This window comes from Variovorax sp. MPBD4-3, from assembly GCF_058809745.1.
In genome coordinates, this window is record NZ_JBXASW010000005.1 from 56,479 (window position 1) to 70,671 (window position 14,193).

10 protein-coding genes are annotated in these 14,193 nt (G+C 68.7%); 1 reads left to right on the forward strand and 9 read right to left on the reverse strand.

What is annotated here, in order from left to right:
* Nucleotides 1–45: 45 nt before the first annotated feature.
* The 8 genes from AC1RVW_RS04310 to nirB all read right to left on the reverse strand — a co-directional run bounded on the left by AC1RVW_RS04310 (nt 46) and on the right by nirB (nt 11,002).
* Nucleotides 46–963 carry an ABC transporter permease gene (locus AC1RVW_RS04310; protein ID WP_285412412.1) on the reverse strand — a complete coding sequence of 306 codons (918 nt, stop codon included), beginning with the start codon at nt 961–963 and terminating at the stop codon, nt 46–48.
* A gap of 16 nt (nt 964–979) precedes the next feature.
* A complete protein-coding gene (locus AC1RVW_RS04315; protein WP_106935001.1) occupies nt 980–2,248 on the reverse strand; it encodes an ABC transporter substrate-binding protein in 1,269 nt (422 codons plus the stop codon).
* A 56-nt stretch (nt 2,249–2,304) separates the two neighbouring features.
* Nucleotides 2,305–3,423, reverse strand: a complete 1,119-nt coding sequence (locus AC1RVW_RS04320; RefSeq protein ID WP_493198239.1) for an ABC transporter ATP-binding protein — start codon at nt 3,421–3,423, stop codon at nt 2,305–2,307.
* An 86-nt stretch (nt 3,424–3,509) separates the two neighbouring features.
* Complete coding sequence (gene cobA / locus AC1RVW_RS04325; RefSeq protein WP_106934999.1) at nt 3,510–4,319, reverse strand: uroporphyrinogen-III C-methyltransferase; 810 nt, start codon at nt 4,317–4,319, stop codon at nt 3,510–3,512.
* Nucleotides 4,316–5,221 carry a DNA-binding protein YbiB gene (gene ybiB / locus AC1RVW_RS04330; RefSeq protein WP_493198240.1) on the reverse strand — a complete coding sequence of 302 codons (906 nt, stop codon included), beginning with the start codon at nt 5,219–5,221 and terminating at the stop codon, nt 4,316–4,318. Before ybiB ends, cobA begins: the two co-directional genes overlap by 4 nt.
* A 100-nt stretch (nt 5,222–5,321) precedes the next feature.
* A complete protein-coding gene (locus tag AC1RVW_RS04335; protein ID WP_106934997.1) occupies nt 5,322–8,120 on the reverse strand; it encodes a nitrate reductase in 2,799 nt (932 codons plus the stop codon).
* Nucleotides 8,121–8,122: 2 nt separating this feature from the next.
* Nucleotides 8,123–8,521: a nitrite reductase small subunit NirD gene (gene nirD, locus AC1RVW_RS04340; protein ID WP_106934996.1), complete on the reverse strand. Its 399-nt coding sequence runs from the start codon at nt 8,519–8,521 to the stop codon at nt 8,123–8,125.
* A 12-nt stretch (nt 8,522–8,533) separates the two neighbouring features.
* Entirely contained in the window at nt 8,534–11,002 is a 2,469-nt protein-coding gene (nirB, locus tag AC1RVW_RS04345; RefSeq protein ID WP_106934995.1) for a nitrite reductase large subunit NirB, read from the reverse strand.
* A 64-nt stretch (nt 11,003–11,066) separates the two neighbouring features.
* Between nirB and AC1RVW_RS04350 the strand changes: the two genes are divergently transcribed.
* Entirely contained in the window at nt 11,067–12,788 is a 1,722-nt protein-coding gene (locus AC1RVW_RS04350; RefSeq protein ID WP_081266755.1) for a bifunctional protein-serine/threonine kinase/phosphatase, read from the forward strand.
* Nucleotides 12,789–12,808: 20 nt separating this feature from the next.
* On the opposite strand, the gene AC1RVW_RS04355 is transcribed toward AC1RVW_RS04350, so the two are convergent.
* Entirely contained in the window at nt 12,809–14,074 is a 1,266-nt protein-coding gene (locus AC1RVW_RS04355; RefSeq protein ID WP_081266563.1) for an MFS transporter, read from the reverse strand.
* Nucleotides 14,075–14,193: the final 119 nt, after the last annotated feature.

Sequence of the window (14,193 nt, forward strand, 5' to 3'; positions counted from 1 at the left end):
GGTACCCCGTCGGCGTGAGCGAGCCCTGAAAAGCAAGAGCCCACCTCAGAGCTCCTTTCGAATGTCGACCAGCCGGGTGAGCCCCCAGATGATCATCAGCACCACCGCCAGCAGGATCATTGCGTTGGCAGCCGCCAGCGGAAACTGCAGGTACGAGGTCTGCACCTGGATGATCTTGCCGATGGACGCGATCTGCTGGCCGCCCATCACGCCGATGGTGACGAAGTCGCCCATGACGATGGTGATGACGAAGATCGAGCCGATCAGGATGCCGGTGCGCGACAGCGGCACCACCACGTTCCACAGCGTCTGCCAGCCCGAGGCGCCCGCGTCGCTGGCTGCTTCGAGCAGCGAGCGGTCGATGCGCATCATGCTGTTGAAGATCGGCACGATCATGAACATCGTGTACAGGTGCACGAAGGCCAGCACCACCGAGAAATCGGAGAACAGCAACCACTCGAGCGGCTGGTTCACCAGGCCCAGGCCCATGAGCGCCTGGTTGACCAGCCCGTTGCGCCCCAGCAGCGGCACCCAGGAGATCATGCGGATCACGTTCGATGTCCAGAACGGCACCGTGCACAGCACGAACAGCACCGTCTGCATGGTCGACGAGCGCACGTGGAACGCCAGGAAGTACGCCACCGAAAAGCCGATCAGCAGCGTGATGCCCCATACCAGCACGCAGAACTTGAACGTGCTCAGGTAGGTGTTGAGCGTGACGCACAGGTCGCCGTTGTCGGTGAGGCGCGAGCAGCCCTCGAACAGGCTCAGGTAGTTGCGCAGCGTGACCGCGGGGATCAGCTCGTATTCATTGAAGTTCCACAGGCTGACCATCGCGACCAGCGCCAGCGGAATCAGGAAGAACAGCAGGAACACCAGCGCGAACGGCGCCGCCTGCCACCACGCCTTGACGGCGTGGATGGGCGCGGTGGCGGCGGACGCGCTGGTCGAGGGAGCGCTCACAGGCTCAGGCCGGAGGTCAGGCCGCGACGAACTCGTTCCACTTGCGGACCATGTACTCGTTCTCGTCCATCACCGCGTTCCAGCAGGCGATGCCGCCCATGCGCTGCTCGTAGCTGCCGCCGTCGCGCACCGAGCCGGCCTTGGCGATCACGTCGCCCTGCGGGCTCTTGATGTCCTGCGCGGCGGGCTTGCCTTCCATCCAGTAGGCCCATTCGTAGGCTTCCATCTTGGTCTTGGCGGTGTCGAGCACGGCGCTGTAGTAGCCCTGGCGGTTGAGGTACGCGCCGGCCCAGCCGTCGAGGAACCAGTTGATGAATTCGTACGCGCCGTCGAGCTTCTTGCCCGAGAGCGTGGCCGGCAGGCCGAAGCCGGAGGCCCAGGCGCGATAGCCTTCCTTGAGCGGCTGGAAGGTGCAGTCGATGCCCTTGCTGCGCACGGCCGTCACGGCAGGCGACCACATCGACTGGATCACCACCTCGCCCGAGGCCATGAGGTTCACCGACTCGTTGAAGTCCTTCCACAGCGCGCGGAACTGGCCGGCCTTCTTGGCCTCGATCAGGGTCTTGATCGTCAGGTCGATCTCGGCCTTGGTCATGTTGCCCTTGTCGGCGTATTTGTGGATGCCCTTGGCTTCCACCACCATCGCCGCGTCCATGATGCCGATCGACGGGATGTTCAGGATCGCGGTCTTGCCCTTGAACTCGGGGTTCAGCAGCTCGGCCCACGAACCGATGGGACGCTTGATCAGGTCGGGGCGGATGCCCAGCGTGTCGGCGTTGTAGGTGGTGGGAATCAGCGACATGTACTGCGTGGCCGACTTGGCGAAGGCCTTGCTCTTCTCGCCTTCCAGGTAGATCACCTTCACGGGGGCCGTGCCCTGGTCGCCGACCTTCTTGCCGGCGACTTCGCCCTTGGTGAACAGCGAGGTGATCTTGTCGGCGTTCTTGACGCGCTTGGTGTCGATGCCCTTGAGGTTGCCGGTCGGCACGATCTTCTTGAGCGAGAAGAACTCGGTGTCGATCAGGTCGAAGCTGTTGGGCGCGGTGACGGCGCGCTTGGTGACGTCGTCGGTGGTCACGGCCACGTACTGGATCTCGATGCCCGTGTCGGCCTTGAATTTCTCGGCAATGGCCTTGTCCTGGTTCACCGCCGTGCCGAGGTAGCGCAGCACGACCTTTTCCTGCGCATGCACGAAGGGCGCGATGCCCGTGGCCAGGATGCCGGCCGTGCCCTGCAGCAGGGTGCGACGCTTGAAGCCGGCGGACGAGTCGATGGGGTCGGTCATGGTGAAGTCTCCGTGGAAGAAACAGTGGAAAGGAAAGGGAAGAAAAAAGGGTCGGCTCAGAGGGTCATGGCAAGCGCGGCCGTGTCGTCGCGCGATGCACTGCCGGCGGGCGCCGATGCCCGCTCGCCCGGCGGCTTGGCGCCGGGGCCGAGCACGCGCGCGTCGGCCGCGGCCCATGACAGGTGCACAGCCTCGCCCTGCGCATAGGGCCGGGCGAGGAAAGCGGCTTCGCCCAGCAGCACCGAAACGTTCTGGCGACCCGGCGCGGCGCTGCCGAGCGACAGGCCGAGCAGCACGTAGGTGCCCTGGTATTCCACGTCGGTGACGGCGGCCCGCAGTGCATCGGGTGCCGCGCTCGCTTCGCCGGAAACCGCGGCGATGCGCATGCGGTCGTTGCGCACCGCGATCGGGCCGGCCGGCGTGTCGAACACGTTGTGGCCGCCCATGAAGCGCGCCACGAACTCGCTCGCCGGGTGGTTGTAGACTGCGTGCGGCGAGCCGACCTGCTCGATCACCCCGTGGTTCATGACCACCATGGTGTCGGCCAGCGCCATCGCTTCTTCCTGCGAGTGCGTGACGTGCACGAAGGTCAGGCCCAGTTCCTTCTGCCAGCGCCGCAATTCGGCGCGCATCTGTATGCGCAGGAAGGGGTCGAGCGCCGACAGCGGCTCGTCGAGCAGCAGCACGCGCGGCTCGGTGATGAGCGCGCGCGCCAGCGCCACGCGCTGCTGCTGGCCGCCGGAAAGCTCGCCGGGCTTGCGGTCGGCCAGGTGGCCCATCGCGACGCGTTCGAGCAGGTCGTTGGCGCGCTTGTGGCGCTCGGCCTTGCCGACGCCTTTCATCTTGAGGCTGAAGGCCACGTTGTCGGTGGCCGAGAGGTGCGGGAAGAGGGCGAAGCTCTGGAACATCATCGCCGTGCCGCGCGCCGCGGCGGGCAGGTCGGTGATGTTGCGGTTGTCCAGCAGGATGTCGCCGCTGGTGACCGACTCGTGGCCCGCGATCATGCGCAGCGTGGTGCTCTTGCCGCAGCCCGACGGGCCGAGCAGGCAGCAGTAGCTGCCGCTGGCGATGCGCAGGTCGATCTGGTCTACGGCGGCCGGCGTGCCGGGGGCGTAGCGCTTGGTGAGCGCGACGATTTCGACGGCGGCGGGTTCGGGCGTGACGGCTGCATTCATTGCCGGTGGCACAGCACGATCCATGCCACGTTGTGGTGCGCGGCGCCCGCGCCGCGCGAACCGTCCTCGCCCCGGTCAGGTGCCGATCAGGTACCGAACTTGTCCGCGCGCACCGGCAAGGCGGCTGCGGCGAGCCCGCGCAGCACGTCGCCCACCACGATCACCGCCGGGCTGGCGAGCCCCGCTTCGGCGATGCCGCGCTGCAGCTTGTCGAGCGTGGTCGCGATGTGCCGCTGGTGCGGCAGGCTCGCATGCTGGATGACGGCCACCGGCGTGTCGCCCGGCAGGCCCTGCAGCAGTTCGCGCTCGATGTGGCTCGCACCCGCCACGCCCATGTAGATGACGAGCGTGAGCCGCGCGTTGTACGCCGTCGCGGCCAGTGCGCGCCAGTCGGTCGGGTCTTCGGCCGCGCCCGCGCCGGTCTTGGCATGGCCGGTGACGAACACCACGCCCTGTGCATGGTCGCGGTGCGTGAGCGGCACGCCCAGCGCGGTCACGGCCGCGAGGCCGGCGGTGATGCCGTTGACCACGGCGCATTCGATGCCGGCTTCGCGCAGGTGCTCCACCTCTTCGCCGCCGCGTCCGAAGATGAAGGGGTCGCCGCCCTTCAGGCGCACCACCGTCTCGCCTTCGCGCACGGCGGTGATCATCAGCCGCTCGATGAAGGCCTGCGGCGTGCTCTTGCAGCCGCCGCGCTTGCCCACGTGCACGATGCGCGCGTCGGGCCGGGCGTAGGCCTGCACGATCTCGTCGTTCACCAGGTCGTCGACCAGCAGCACCGTCGCGGCCTGGATCGCCTTCACGGCCTTGACGGTCAGCAGCTCGGGGTCGCCCGGGCCGGCGCCCACCAGCGTGCAGCGGCCGGCGATGAGGGAGGTGGGGTTGTCGTTGTTCATGCGTGGGATGCCAGTTGCGTGATGTGCCTGACCTGCGCCGCGATGGCTTCGGGCACGGGAAGCTCGCCGGCCAGCACGCGGCGCGTGTAGTCGGCGGTGGTGGCGACGTCGATTTCCTTCGGCAGGCCCGGCACGTCGGCGGCGGTGCCCGCCTGCTGCGCCTGCAGTTCGGTGCGCACGCCGCGCACGAAGCCGTCGATCTGCGCGGTGCGGCGCGGGTCGGACACCACTTCGCCTTCGAGGCCGCGCGAGAGCAGGGCGGTCATGCCCGTGAGCTCGAAGGTCTCGCCCATGGTGCGGGCGTATTCGGGGTGCGTGTAGCTGGCCACCACCACGCAGGCGCCGGCGGTGGGCTGCATCAGCTTGACCACGCTGTGGCCCGGGTTGCGCAGGCCGACCACGCGGCGCACGTCGAGCAGGCGCTTGAGCGCGGGGTTCAGCAGTTCGGTGGGAGCAAAGGCCGCTTCGCCGTTGGCGATGGGGCGGACGGCCTCCAGCGCAGCGACGCCAAGCGCCGAGAGCACGTTGGACGCCAGCACGCGCGAGCTTTCGCTGGGGCTGCCGTGCACCAGCACCGGCAGGCCTTCGCGCGCCAGCAGCAGTGCCAGCAGCGGCGTGAGCACAGGCAGCTTGCGCGCGCCGTTGTAGCTGGGCAGCACGACCAGCGCCCGGTCGCCGTCCGGAATCAGGTTCAGCCGCGCATGGGTGGCATCGAGAAAGCCTGCCATCTCCTCGGGTGTCTCGCCCTTGATGCGCATGGCCAGGCAGAAGCCGCCGATTTCCAGGTCGGTGACGGTGCCGTCCAGCACCTGGCCGAACAGGTCGGTGGCCTGTTCGCGCGTGAGCGGCTTGGCGCCTCGCGCGCCGCGGCCGATTTCCTTGATGTATTGGCTGATTCCCATGGGTAGGCGGATTGTCCTGCAATGCTTATGCCGGAATGTGAGTTGGCTTATGCATTGGTTTTGCTCCCTCACCCGGAGTGGGAGGGAGCGAGACACGGGGTCATGGCGCAACCGCCTCCGCCTCGGCCGGCGCGGCCCGCACCATGCGCTTGAGCTCCGGAATGCACGAGCCGCAGTTGGTGCCGCACTTCAGCGCGCCCTGCAGCTTCGCCAGCCGCTCGTCGGCGGTGCCGGTGCAGCGGCCCAGTTCGGTCTGAATGGCCACGTCCGCCACGTTGAAGCAGGTGCACACCGTCTTGCCGCGCGATTGCACCGCCACCGGCGCTTTCGAGCCCGGCGACAGCAGCAGGCGGCCGTAGCTCTGGGCCGGCAGTTCCTCGCGCAGCAGCGTGGCAATCCAGGCTTCGGCGCTGGTGTCGCCGCCTAGCAGGAAGGCTTCGAGCCCGGCGCCGCCGTCGGCGCGGCGCACCAGCCGGGCCGAGCGGCGCTGGCCGCGGCGGCGGTCGGCGTAGCGCAGGGTGTCGGCGGTTTGCAGCCCGAGCAGGGCCTCGACTTTCTCGACCAGCGCGTCGTCGGGCGCGTCATGCGCGGCGGCGCGAAAGAGCAGGCCGCTGCGTTCGGCGCCCTGCGTGTTGCCGGCAAACGGCACGCAGGTCGCAAAAGGAAACAGCGCCATCATCGGCTGCAGCGCGCGGTGCGCGGCAAGCGCTTCGCCATCGGGCAGCCAAGCCATGGCCAGCAGCGACCACGGAAGCTCGGCCTTGAGGATCTTCACCGGCGTGTGCTTCAGCTCGGGCTGCTTCGAAGTCGGGCAGTAGGCCGGCGTGGTGAGCGCGTTGATGCCCGCCAGCCGCGTGCCGTTCGAGGAGCAGCCGCTCAGGTATTCCTCGCCCCAATGCATGGCGACGAAGACCTGGCTCAGCCCCATCTCGGCGCTGGCGCGCGCGGGCAGCATGATCGAACCGCGCCTGGAGGTCAGGTGCACCAGGTCGCCTTCGCGGATCTGGCGGCGCGCCATGTCCTGCGCGTTCATCTGCACCACCGGCTCCGACACATGGCCGAACAGGCGCCCGACGGTGCCGGTGCGGCTCATGCCGTGCCACTGGTCGCGCAGGCGGCCCGTGTTCAGCGAGAAGGGGTAGCGGGCCTCGCGGGCTTCGGCCACCGGCTTGTAGACCGTGTCGACGAAGCGGGCGCGGCCGTCCGGCGTGGGGAACACGCCGTCTTCGTAGAGGCGCGCGCGGCCGGTGCTTTCGCCTTCCTTCAGCGGCCATTGCTGCGGGCCGGCGGTTTCCAGCATCGCGTAGCTCAGGCCGGTGATGTCGAGGTCGCGCCCGCGCGTGGATTCGCGATGCTCGTTCCAGACGGATTCGGCCGTCTCGTACGGGAACAGCGTGAAGGTGCGGCCCAGCTGCCTTTCGAGCCGGTGCGCGAAGGCCACGGCAATCGACCAGTCGTTGCGCGCCTCGCCGGGCGCCGGCACGGCCGGGCGCACGCGCGAGATGCGGCGCTCGCTGTTGGTCACGGTGCCTTCCTTCTCGCCCCAGGTGGTGGCGGGCAGCAGCAGGTCGGCGAAGGCGCAGGTGGCAGTGGTGGCAAAGGCTTCCTGCACCACGACGAACTCGGCGCGTTCCAGCGCGCGGCGCACGGTGGCCTGGTCGGGCATCGACTGCGCCGGGTTGGTGCATGCGATCCAGAGCGCGCGGATCTCGCCGTCGGCCGCGGCCTGGAACATCTCCACCGCTGTCTTGCCCGGCTTCCCGGGCACCGAGGGCACGCCCCACAGCGCGGCCACTTCGGCTCGGTGATCCGGGTTCGCCAGGTCGCGGTGCGCGCTCAGCAGGTTGGCGAGGCCGCCGACTTCGCGCCCGCCCATCGCATTGGGCTGGCCGGTCAGCGAGAACGGGCCCGCGCCCGCGCGGCCGATCTGCGCGCTCGCCAGGTGCAGGTTGATGAGCGCAGCGTTCTTCGCCGTGCCGCTCGACGACTGGTTCAGGCCCTGGCAGTACAGGCTCAGCGTGGCAGGCGAGGTGGCGAAGAGCCGCGCCGCTTCGAGCAGGTCCTCCTTCGGGATGCCGCACACCTGTGCCACCTTGTCCGGCGTGCACTCGCGCACCGTCGCCTTCAAAGCGTCGAAGCCGCTGGTGTAGGCCGCGATGTATTTCGCGTCGATCCAGCCCTCCCACAGCATCAGGTGCAGCATGCCGTTGAACAGCATCACGTCGGTGCCGGGCTGGATGGGCAGGAACAGGTCGGCGATCTCCACGGTGTCGGTGCGGCGGGGGTCGGCCACCACGATCTTCAGCGCCGGGTTCGCGGCCTTCGCGTCCTCGATGCGGCGGAAAAGAATGGGGTGCGCCCACGCCGTGTTGCTGCCCACGATGAACAGGCAGGCTGCGTGCTTCAGGTCGTCGTAGCAGGCCGGCGGCGCGTCGGCGCCCAGCGTCTGCTTGTAGCCGGCCACGGCGCTGCTCATGCACAGGCGCGAGTTGGTGTCGATGTTGTTGGTGCCGATCAGGCCCTTGGCCAGCTTGTTGAAGACGTAGTAGTCCTCGGTGAGCAACTGGCCCGACACATAGAATCCGACCGAGTCCGGGCCATGGTCGCGGATCACCTGCGCGAACTTGCCGGCGGCGTTGGCGAGCGCGGTGTCCCAGGTCACAGCGGTGGGCGCCTCGGCGCGCACAAGGCGCTGCATGGGCTGCAGCAGCCGCGTCTGCCGCGTGACCGCGGCGCTGGCCGTGAGGTGCAGCGTCGAGCCCTTCGTGCACAGCCGGCCGAAGTTCGCCGGGTGCTCGGGGTCGCCGCGCACGCCGGTGATCTCGCCGCCTTGCGATTCGATGATGACGCCGCAACCGACGCCGCAATAGGGGCAGGTGGAGCGGGTCTCCAGCGTCATGGCTATTCCAGCGGAAGGACCGACAGCACCGCGAACGGCTTCGGCCCGGCGACCGGGCGTTCCAGGTCGATGGCGTGCGTTGCCAGTTCGCCCGCGTCGAGGTGCACCACCCCGTCTTCCACCTTCACGGCGAACTTCGGCGTGCAGCCTTCGTCGGGCGACTTGGCGCAGCCGTCGTCCAGCCCGATGGCCCAGTTGTGCAGCGGGCAGGCCACGCTGGTGCCGAAGACGATGCCCTGGCTCAGCGGTCCGCCCTTGTGCGGGCAGCGGTCGAGCAGCGCGAAAACCTCGTTCTCGGCATTGCGGAACACGGCAACATCCACGCCGGCGGGCCGCGTCACGCGGCGCGCGCCGAGCACGGGGATGTCGTCGATGCGGCAGATGACTTTCCAATCGTTCATGGTGTCCTTCCTTCAGGCTGTCTGGTGGGTGTCGCTCGACGCCGTCAGCGGCGTGAACTGCCGCACGTCGACCGAGGCCTGCGCCGATTCGAACCACGGGTCGGGTTCGCCGTCGAGCGCGAACTGCAGGCGTTCCCACAGCGCCTTGCGGCCCTCGGCGTCTTCGAGGATCTTCTTCTTCACGTAGTCCAGCCCCACGCGGCCGATGTAGTGCACCGTGCGCTCCAGGTACCAGCCTTCTTCGCGGTAGAGCTGCAGGAAGGCACCCGAATACTCCATCACTTCCTCGGCCGTCTTCACCTTCACGAGGAACTGCGCCACCTCGGTCTTGATGCCGCCGTTGCCGCCCACGTAGAGCTCCCAGCCCGAGTCGACGCCGATCACGCCCACGTCCTTGATGCCGGCCTCCGCGCAGTTGCGCGGGCAGCCCGACACCGCCAGCTTGACCTTGTGCGGCGAGTACATGGCCCACAGCGCGCGCTCCAGGTCCTTGCCCATCTGCGTGGAGTCTTGCGTGCCGAAGCGGCACCACTCGCTGCCCACGCAGGTCTTCACCGTGCGCAGCGACTTGGCATAGGCAAAGCCGCTGGGCATGCCGATGTCCTTCCACACGCCTTCCAGGTCTTCCTTCTTCACGCCCAGCAGGTCGATGCGCTGGCCGCCCGTGACCTTGACGGTCGGGATCTTGTACTTGTCGGCCGCGTCGGCGATGCGGCGCAGCTCGTCCGGCGTGGTGTGGCCGCCCCACATGCGCGGAATGACGGAGTAGGTGCCGTCCTTCTGGATGTTGGCGTGGCTGCGCTCGTTGATGAAGCGGCTCTGCGGATCGTCCTTCGCCTCTTTCGGCCAGGTGCTGATCAGGTAGTAGTTGACGGCCGGGCGGCAGGTGGCGCAGCCGTTGGGCGTGCGCCAGCCGAGGTTGCGGTACACCTCGTCGTGCGTCAGGTAGTGCTCCTTGCGGATCGCGTCGCGCACGTCCTGGTGGCTCGCGTCGGTGCAGCCGCACACGGCTTTCTTCTTGGGCGTGGCGGAGTAGTCGCCGCCCGCGGTGAACATCAGGATCTGCTCGACCAGCCCGGTGCACGAGCCGCAGCTGGCGCTGGCCTTGGTGTGCTTCTTCACCTCGTCGAGCGTGAACAGGCCCTTTTCCTTGATGGCCTTGCAGATGGTGCCCTTGTTCACGCCGTTGCAGCCGCAGACCTCGGCGTCGTCGGGCATGCTCGCGGCCTTGTTGTGGCCTTCGTGGCCGGTGTCGCCGATGTTCGATTCGCCGAACATCAGCTTGTCGCGGATGTCGTGCACGCTGCGGCCGTCGCGCAGCAGCTTGAAGTACCAGCTGCCGTCCACCGTGTCGCCGTAGAGGCAGGCGCCCACGAGCTTGTCGTCCTTGATCACCAGCTTCTTGTAGACGCCGCCGAAGGGGTCGCTCATGACGATCTCCTCGGTGCCTTCGCCGCCCATGAACTCGCCGGCCGAGAACAGGTCGATGCCCGTCACCTTCAGCTTGGTGGAGGTGAGCGACCCCAGGTAGCGGCCGATGCCGAACTGCGCCAGGTGGTTGGCCGCCACCTTGGCCTGCTCGAACAGCGGCGCGACCAGGCCATAGGCAATGCCGCGGTGCGCCGCGCACTCGCCCACCGAGTAGATGCGCGCGTCGGTCACGGTCTGCATGGTGTCGGTGACGACGATGCCGCGGTTGCAGTGCAGGCGCATCTTCTCGGCCAGCTCCACGTTCGGGCGGATGCCCACGGCCATCACCACCAGGTCGGCGGCCGCCTCGGTGCCGTCCTTGAAGCGGATGGCCTTCACGCGGCCGTCCTCACCGCCCACCAGGTCCTGCGTCTGCGCGCCCATCAGGAACTTCAGGCCGCGGTCTTCCAGCGACTTCTGCAGCAGCTTGCCGGCCACGTCGTCGAGCTGGCGCTCCATCAACCAGGGCATCACGTGCACCACGGTCACGTTCATGCCGCGCAGCATCAGGCCGTTGGCGGCCTCCAGGCCCAGCAGGCCGCCGCCGATGACCACCGCGTTCTTGTGCGTGCGCGCGGTCTCGATCATGTAGTCGGTGTCGGCGATGTCGCGGTAGGCGATCACGCCCTTGAGGTCCTTGCCGGGCACAGGCAGCATGAAGGGGTTGGAGCCGGTGCACATCAGCAGGCGGTCGTAGGCGGCCTCGGTGACACCGCCTTGCGAATCCACCGCGCGCACGATGCGCTTGACGCGGTCGACCTCCACCACCTTCTTGCCGGCGTGCAGCGTGATGTGGTTGTCCGTGTACCACTCCCAGCTGTTGAGCACGATCTCGTCGACCGTCTGCTCGCCCGCGAGCACCGGCGACAGCAGGATGCGGTTGTAGTTGGGATGCGGCTCCGCGCCGAAGACGGTGATGTCGTACAGCTCGGGCGCGATCTTCAGCAGCTCTTCGAGCGTGCGCACGCCGGCCATGCCGTTGCCGACCATCACGAGTTTCATTTTCTTCATGGGGCTGGACCTTTCAGGGAAATCAAGCAAACGGGTACCCGTGGCGCGCGTTCAGAATCGCGCCATGAGCTTTGAAGTGGACATCGGCTACAGCAGCCAGCGCGGACCGCGCGAGCTGAACGAAGACTTCGCCGGTGCAGTGCATGCGCCGCCGGGCGACGAGGCCCGCGGCCTCATCGCGGCCATTGCCGACGGGGTGTCGAGCGGCGGGCACGGCCGCGAAGCGGCGCAGACCACGGTGATGGGCCTGCTGGCCGACTACTTCGCCACGCCCGCAACCTGGGAGCCGACCGCCGCGCTCGACCGGCTGGTCGGCGCGCAGAACGGCTGGCTGGCCGACCACAACCGCCGGCGCCAGAGCAAGCAGGACGGCGGCACGGCGCTCACCACGCTCACCGCGCTGGTGCTGCACGGACAGAGCTACACGCTGGCGCACGTGGGCGACACGCGCGCCTGGCGCGTGCGTGCCGGCGGCGGGCCGGCCGTGCCGCTCACGCAGGACCACGCCTTCGACCATCCCGACATGCGCAGCCGGCTCACGCGCGCCATCGGCCTCGACGACCAGGTGCGCGTCGACTACGCCCAGGGCGACGTGCGCGTGGGCGACTGCTTCGTGCTGAGCTCCGACGGCGTGCACTGCGTGCTCAAGCCGCAGCAGGTGGCCGCGCTGGCCTTGCAGGGCGACGCCGAGGCCGCCAGCGAGGCGCTGGTGCATGCGGCGCTCGACGCCGGCACGCGCGACAACGCGACCGCGCTGGTCATCCGTGTGGTCGGGCTCGATGCGCGGCAGCTCGACGACGAACTCGGCGACGGCCGCCGGCTCGCACCGCCGCCCGCGCTGAAAGTGGGCGACGTGCTCGACGGCTACGCCGTCACCGCGCTGGTGGCGGACACCGGCGTGCACCTGCTGTACCAGGCGCGGCACCCGCGCACGCGCGAGCTGGTCGCGCTGAAGACGCTGCATCCCTCGCGCGCCGGCGATCCGCAGGAACGCGCGATGCTGGCGCACGAGGCGTGGCTGGGGCTGCGCGTGGCAGGCGTCGGCGGCAGCGGTTTCGTTCGCGTGCACGAACGCGCCGAGGACGCGAGCGCGCTCTACATCGTGTTCGACTGGCACGGCGGGCGCACCCTGGAGCAACTGCGCAAGCTGAACGCGCGCGGCACGGTGGCCGAGGTGGTGGCGGCCGGCATCGAGCTGAGCCGCGCGCTCGGCCGGCTGCATCGCCAGGGCGTGATCCATCGCGACATCAAGCCCGGCAACCTGCACCTGGGCGACGACGGGCGCTGGCGCATCCTCGACCTGGGCGTGGCGCTGTCCGGAAGAGAAGGCGCGGCCCAGCGCGAGCTGCATGCCGGCACCCCCAGCTACATCAACCCCGAGCAGTGGGAGGAGGGCGGCACCGCCGATGCGGCCAGCGACCTGTTCGCGCTCGGCGTCACGCTCTACCAGTGGCTCACCGGCCACCTGCCCTACGGCGAGATCGAGCCCTACCAGGTGGCGCGCTACCGTCGCGACCCGGTCGCGCTCTCGCGCCTGCGGCCCGACGTGCCGATCTGGCTCGATCATCTGGTGCGCAAGGCCGTGGCCCGCGACCCGCGCGAGCGCTTCGAAACCGCCGAGGAACTGCTGCTCGCGCTCGAACGCGGTGCATCCCGCCCCGTCAACGCGCCCGCCGCTACGCCGCTGATCCGCCGCGATCCGCTCGCGCTCTACCAACTGGCGCTCGGCGTGTCGGTGCTGTTCAACGTGCTGCTCGTCGTGTGGCTGCTGTTCCTGCCACGCTGAGCGGATGCGGGCGGGGCGAGTCATGGGCGGGCCGCCTTGCGTACATGGGTGGTGGCGGCAGGGTTGTGCGGCGTCGTGACGCGCGCACGGCCGCCTTTTTCGGCCCAGGTGCGCGTCCAGCGGATCTGCATCACGCGCATCACGCCCAGCATCACCAGCGACAGCGCCGCGAAGAAGACGAACCCCCAGAGATAGCTGCCCATGTACTGCTTCGAAAGGCCCATGGCGTTGGGCACGAGGCCGCCGCCCAGCGCGCCGATCTCGCCGATCATCGAGCCGGCCACGGCCGTGCTCGCGGGCCAGCGCAACGGCACCAGCTGGAACAGTGCGCCGTTGCCCGCGCCGAGTGCGGCGAAGCAGACGATCAGCACCAGCGTGGTGACGGCCAGCGAGCCTGAAGAGAAACCCACCAGCACGAGGCTCACGGCCACCACCAGCAGCACCACCGTCAGCGTGTTCACGCCGCCCCAGCGGTCGGAGATCCAGCCGCCCGCGATGCGCACCGCTGCGCCCATGAAGGCGGCGAGCATGGTCAGCTGGCCCGCCTGCACCTTGCTCACGCCGAACTGGTCGTAGTAGTAGGAGGGCAGGAAGGTGGTCAGGCCGATGAAGCCGCCGAAGGTCACGCCGTAGATCAGGCTGAACACCCAGCCGTCCTTCTCGAACAGGCAGGCAATGTGCTCGCGGAAGCTCGAATGGGCGTTCACGTCCGGCGGCTCCTTGGCGAACACCACCATCACGACCATCGGAATGAGGATGGCGACCGCGGCCACGCCGTACACCGCCTGCCAGCCCAGCCAGTTCGCCAGCGGCGGCGCCACCAGCACCGACACCGCCGTGCCCACGTTGCCCGCGCCCACCAGGCCCATGGCCAGGCCCTTGTGCTGCGGCGGGAACCAGCCCGAGCCCAGCGACAGCGCGACGCCGAAGCTCGCGCCTGCAATGCCCAGCAGCACGCCCATGGCGAGCAGGTCGTTGAAGCTCTTGACGAAGAAGAAGCCGAACAGCATCGCCACCGCGATCAGCGCCATCTCGACCAGCGTGGCCTTCTTGCGGCCGATGTACTGCGAGAGGATGCCCAGCGGAAAGCGCATCAGCGCGCCGGCGATGATGGGCACCGACAGCATCAGGCCCTTCTGGGCGGGCGACAGATCGAAGGTCTCGCCGATGAAGGGCGCCATTGCGCCGTTGAGCACCCAGATGCAGCAGGAGAACGAGAAGTACAGGAAGGCCGCGAACAGTGTCGGGCTGTGGCCTGATTGCAAGAAATTCCTGAAGCTGGACATGGCGTTCAAAGATGCGAAAAGCCGCGGCGCGACCCTGGAGAGGTCGTGTCGACGGACGGGGTTGGGGGCGGAGTGCCGGCAGCGGACGCTGTCGGCGTGGGGGTGTGCACGGCGAGTGG

Bases quoted from the DNA above. Each gene is read 5' to 3' on its own strand.
- AC1RVW_RS04315 (WP_106935001.1), bottom strand. From the start codon at position 2,248: ATGACCGACCCCATCGACTCGTCCGCCGGCTTCAAGCGTCGCACCCTG.
- AC1RVW_RS04320 (WP_493198239.1), bottom strand. From the start codon at position 3,423: ATGAATGCAGCCGTCACGCCCGAACCCGCCGCCGTCGAAATCGTCGCG.
- cobA (WP_106934999.1), bottom strand. From the start codon at position 4,319: ATGAACAACGACAACCCCACCTCCCTCATCGCCGGCCGCTGCACGCTG.
- ybiB (WP_493198240.1), bottom strand. From the start codon at position 5,221: ATGGGAATCAGCCAATACATCAAGGAAATCGGCCGCGGCGCGCGAGGC.
- AC1RVW_RS04335 (WP_106934997.1), bottom strand. From the start codon at position 8,120: ATGACGCTGGAGACCCGCTCCACCTGCCCCTATTGCGGCGTCGGTTGC.
- nirD (WP_106934996.1), bottom strand. From the start codon at position 8,521: ATGAACGATTGGAAAGTCATCTGCCGCATCGACGACATCCCCGTGCTC.
- nirB (WP_106934995.1), bottom strand. From the start codon at position 11,002: ATGAAGAAAATGAAACTCGTGATGGTCGGCAACGGCATGGCCGGCGTG.
- AC1RVW_RS04350 (WP_081266755.1), top strand. From the start codon at position 11,067: ATGAGCTTTGAAGTGGACATCGGCTACAGCAGCCAGCGCGGACCGCGC.
- AC1RVW_RS04355 (WP_081266563.1), bottom strand. From the start codon at position 14,074: ATGTCCAGCTTCAGGAATTTCTTGCAATCAGGCCACAGCCCGACACTG.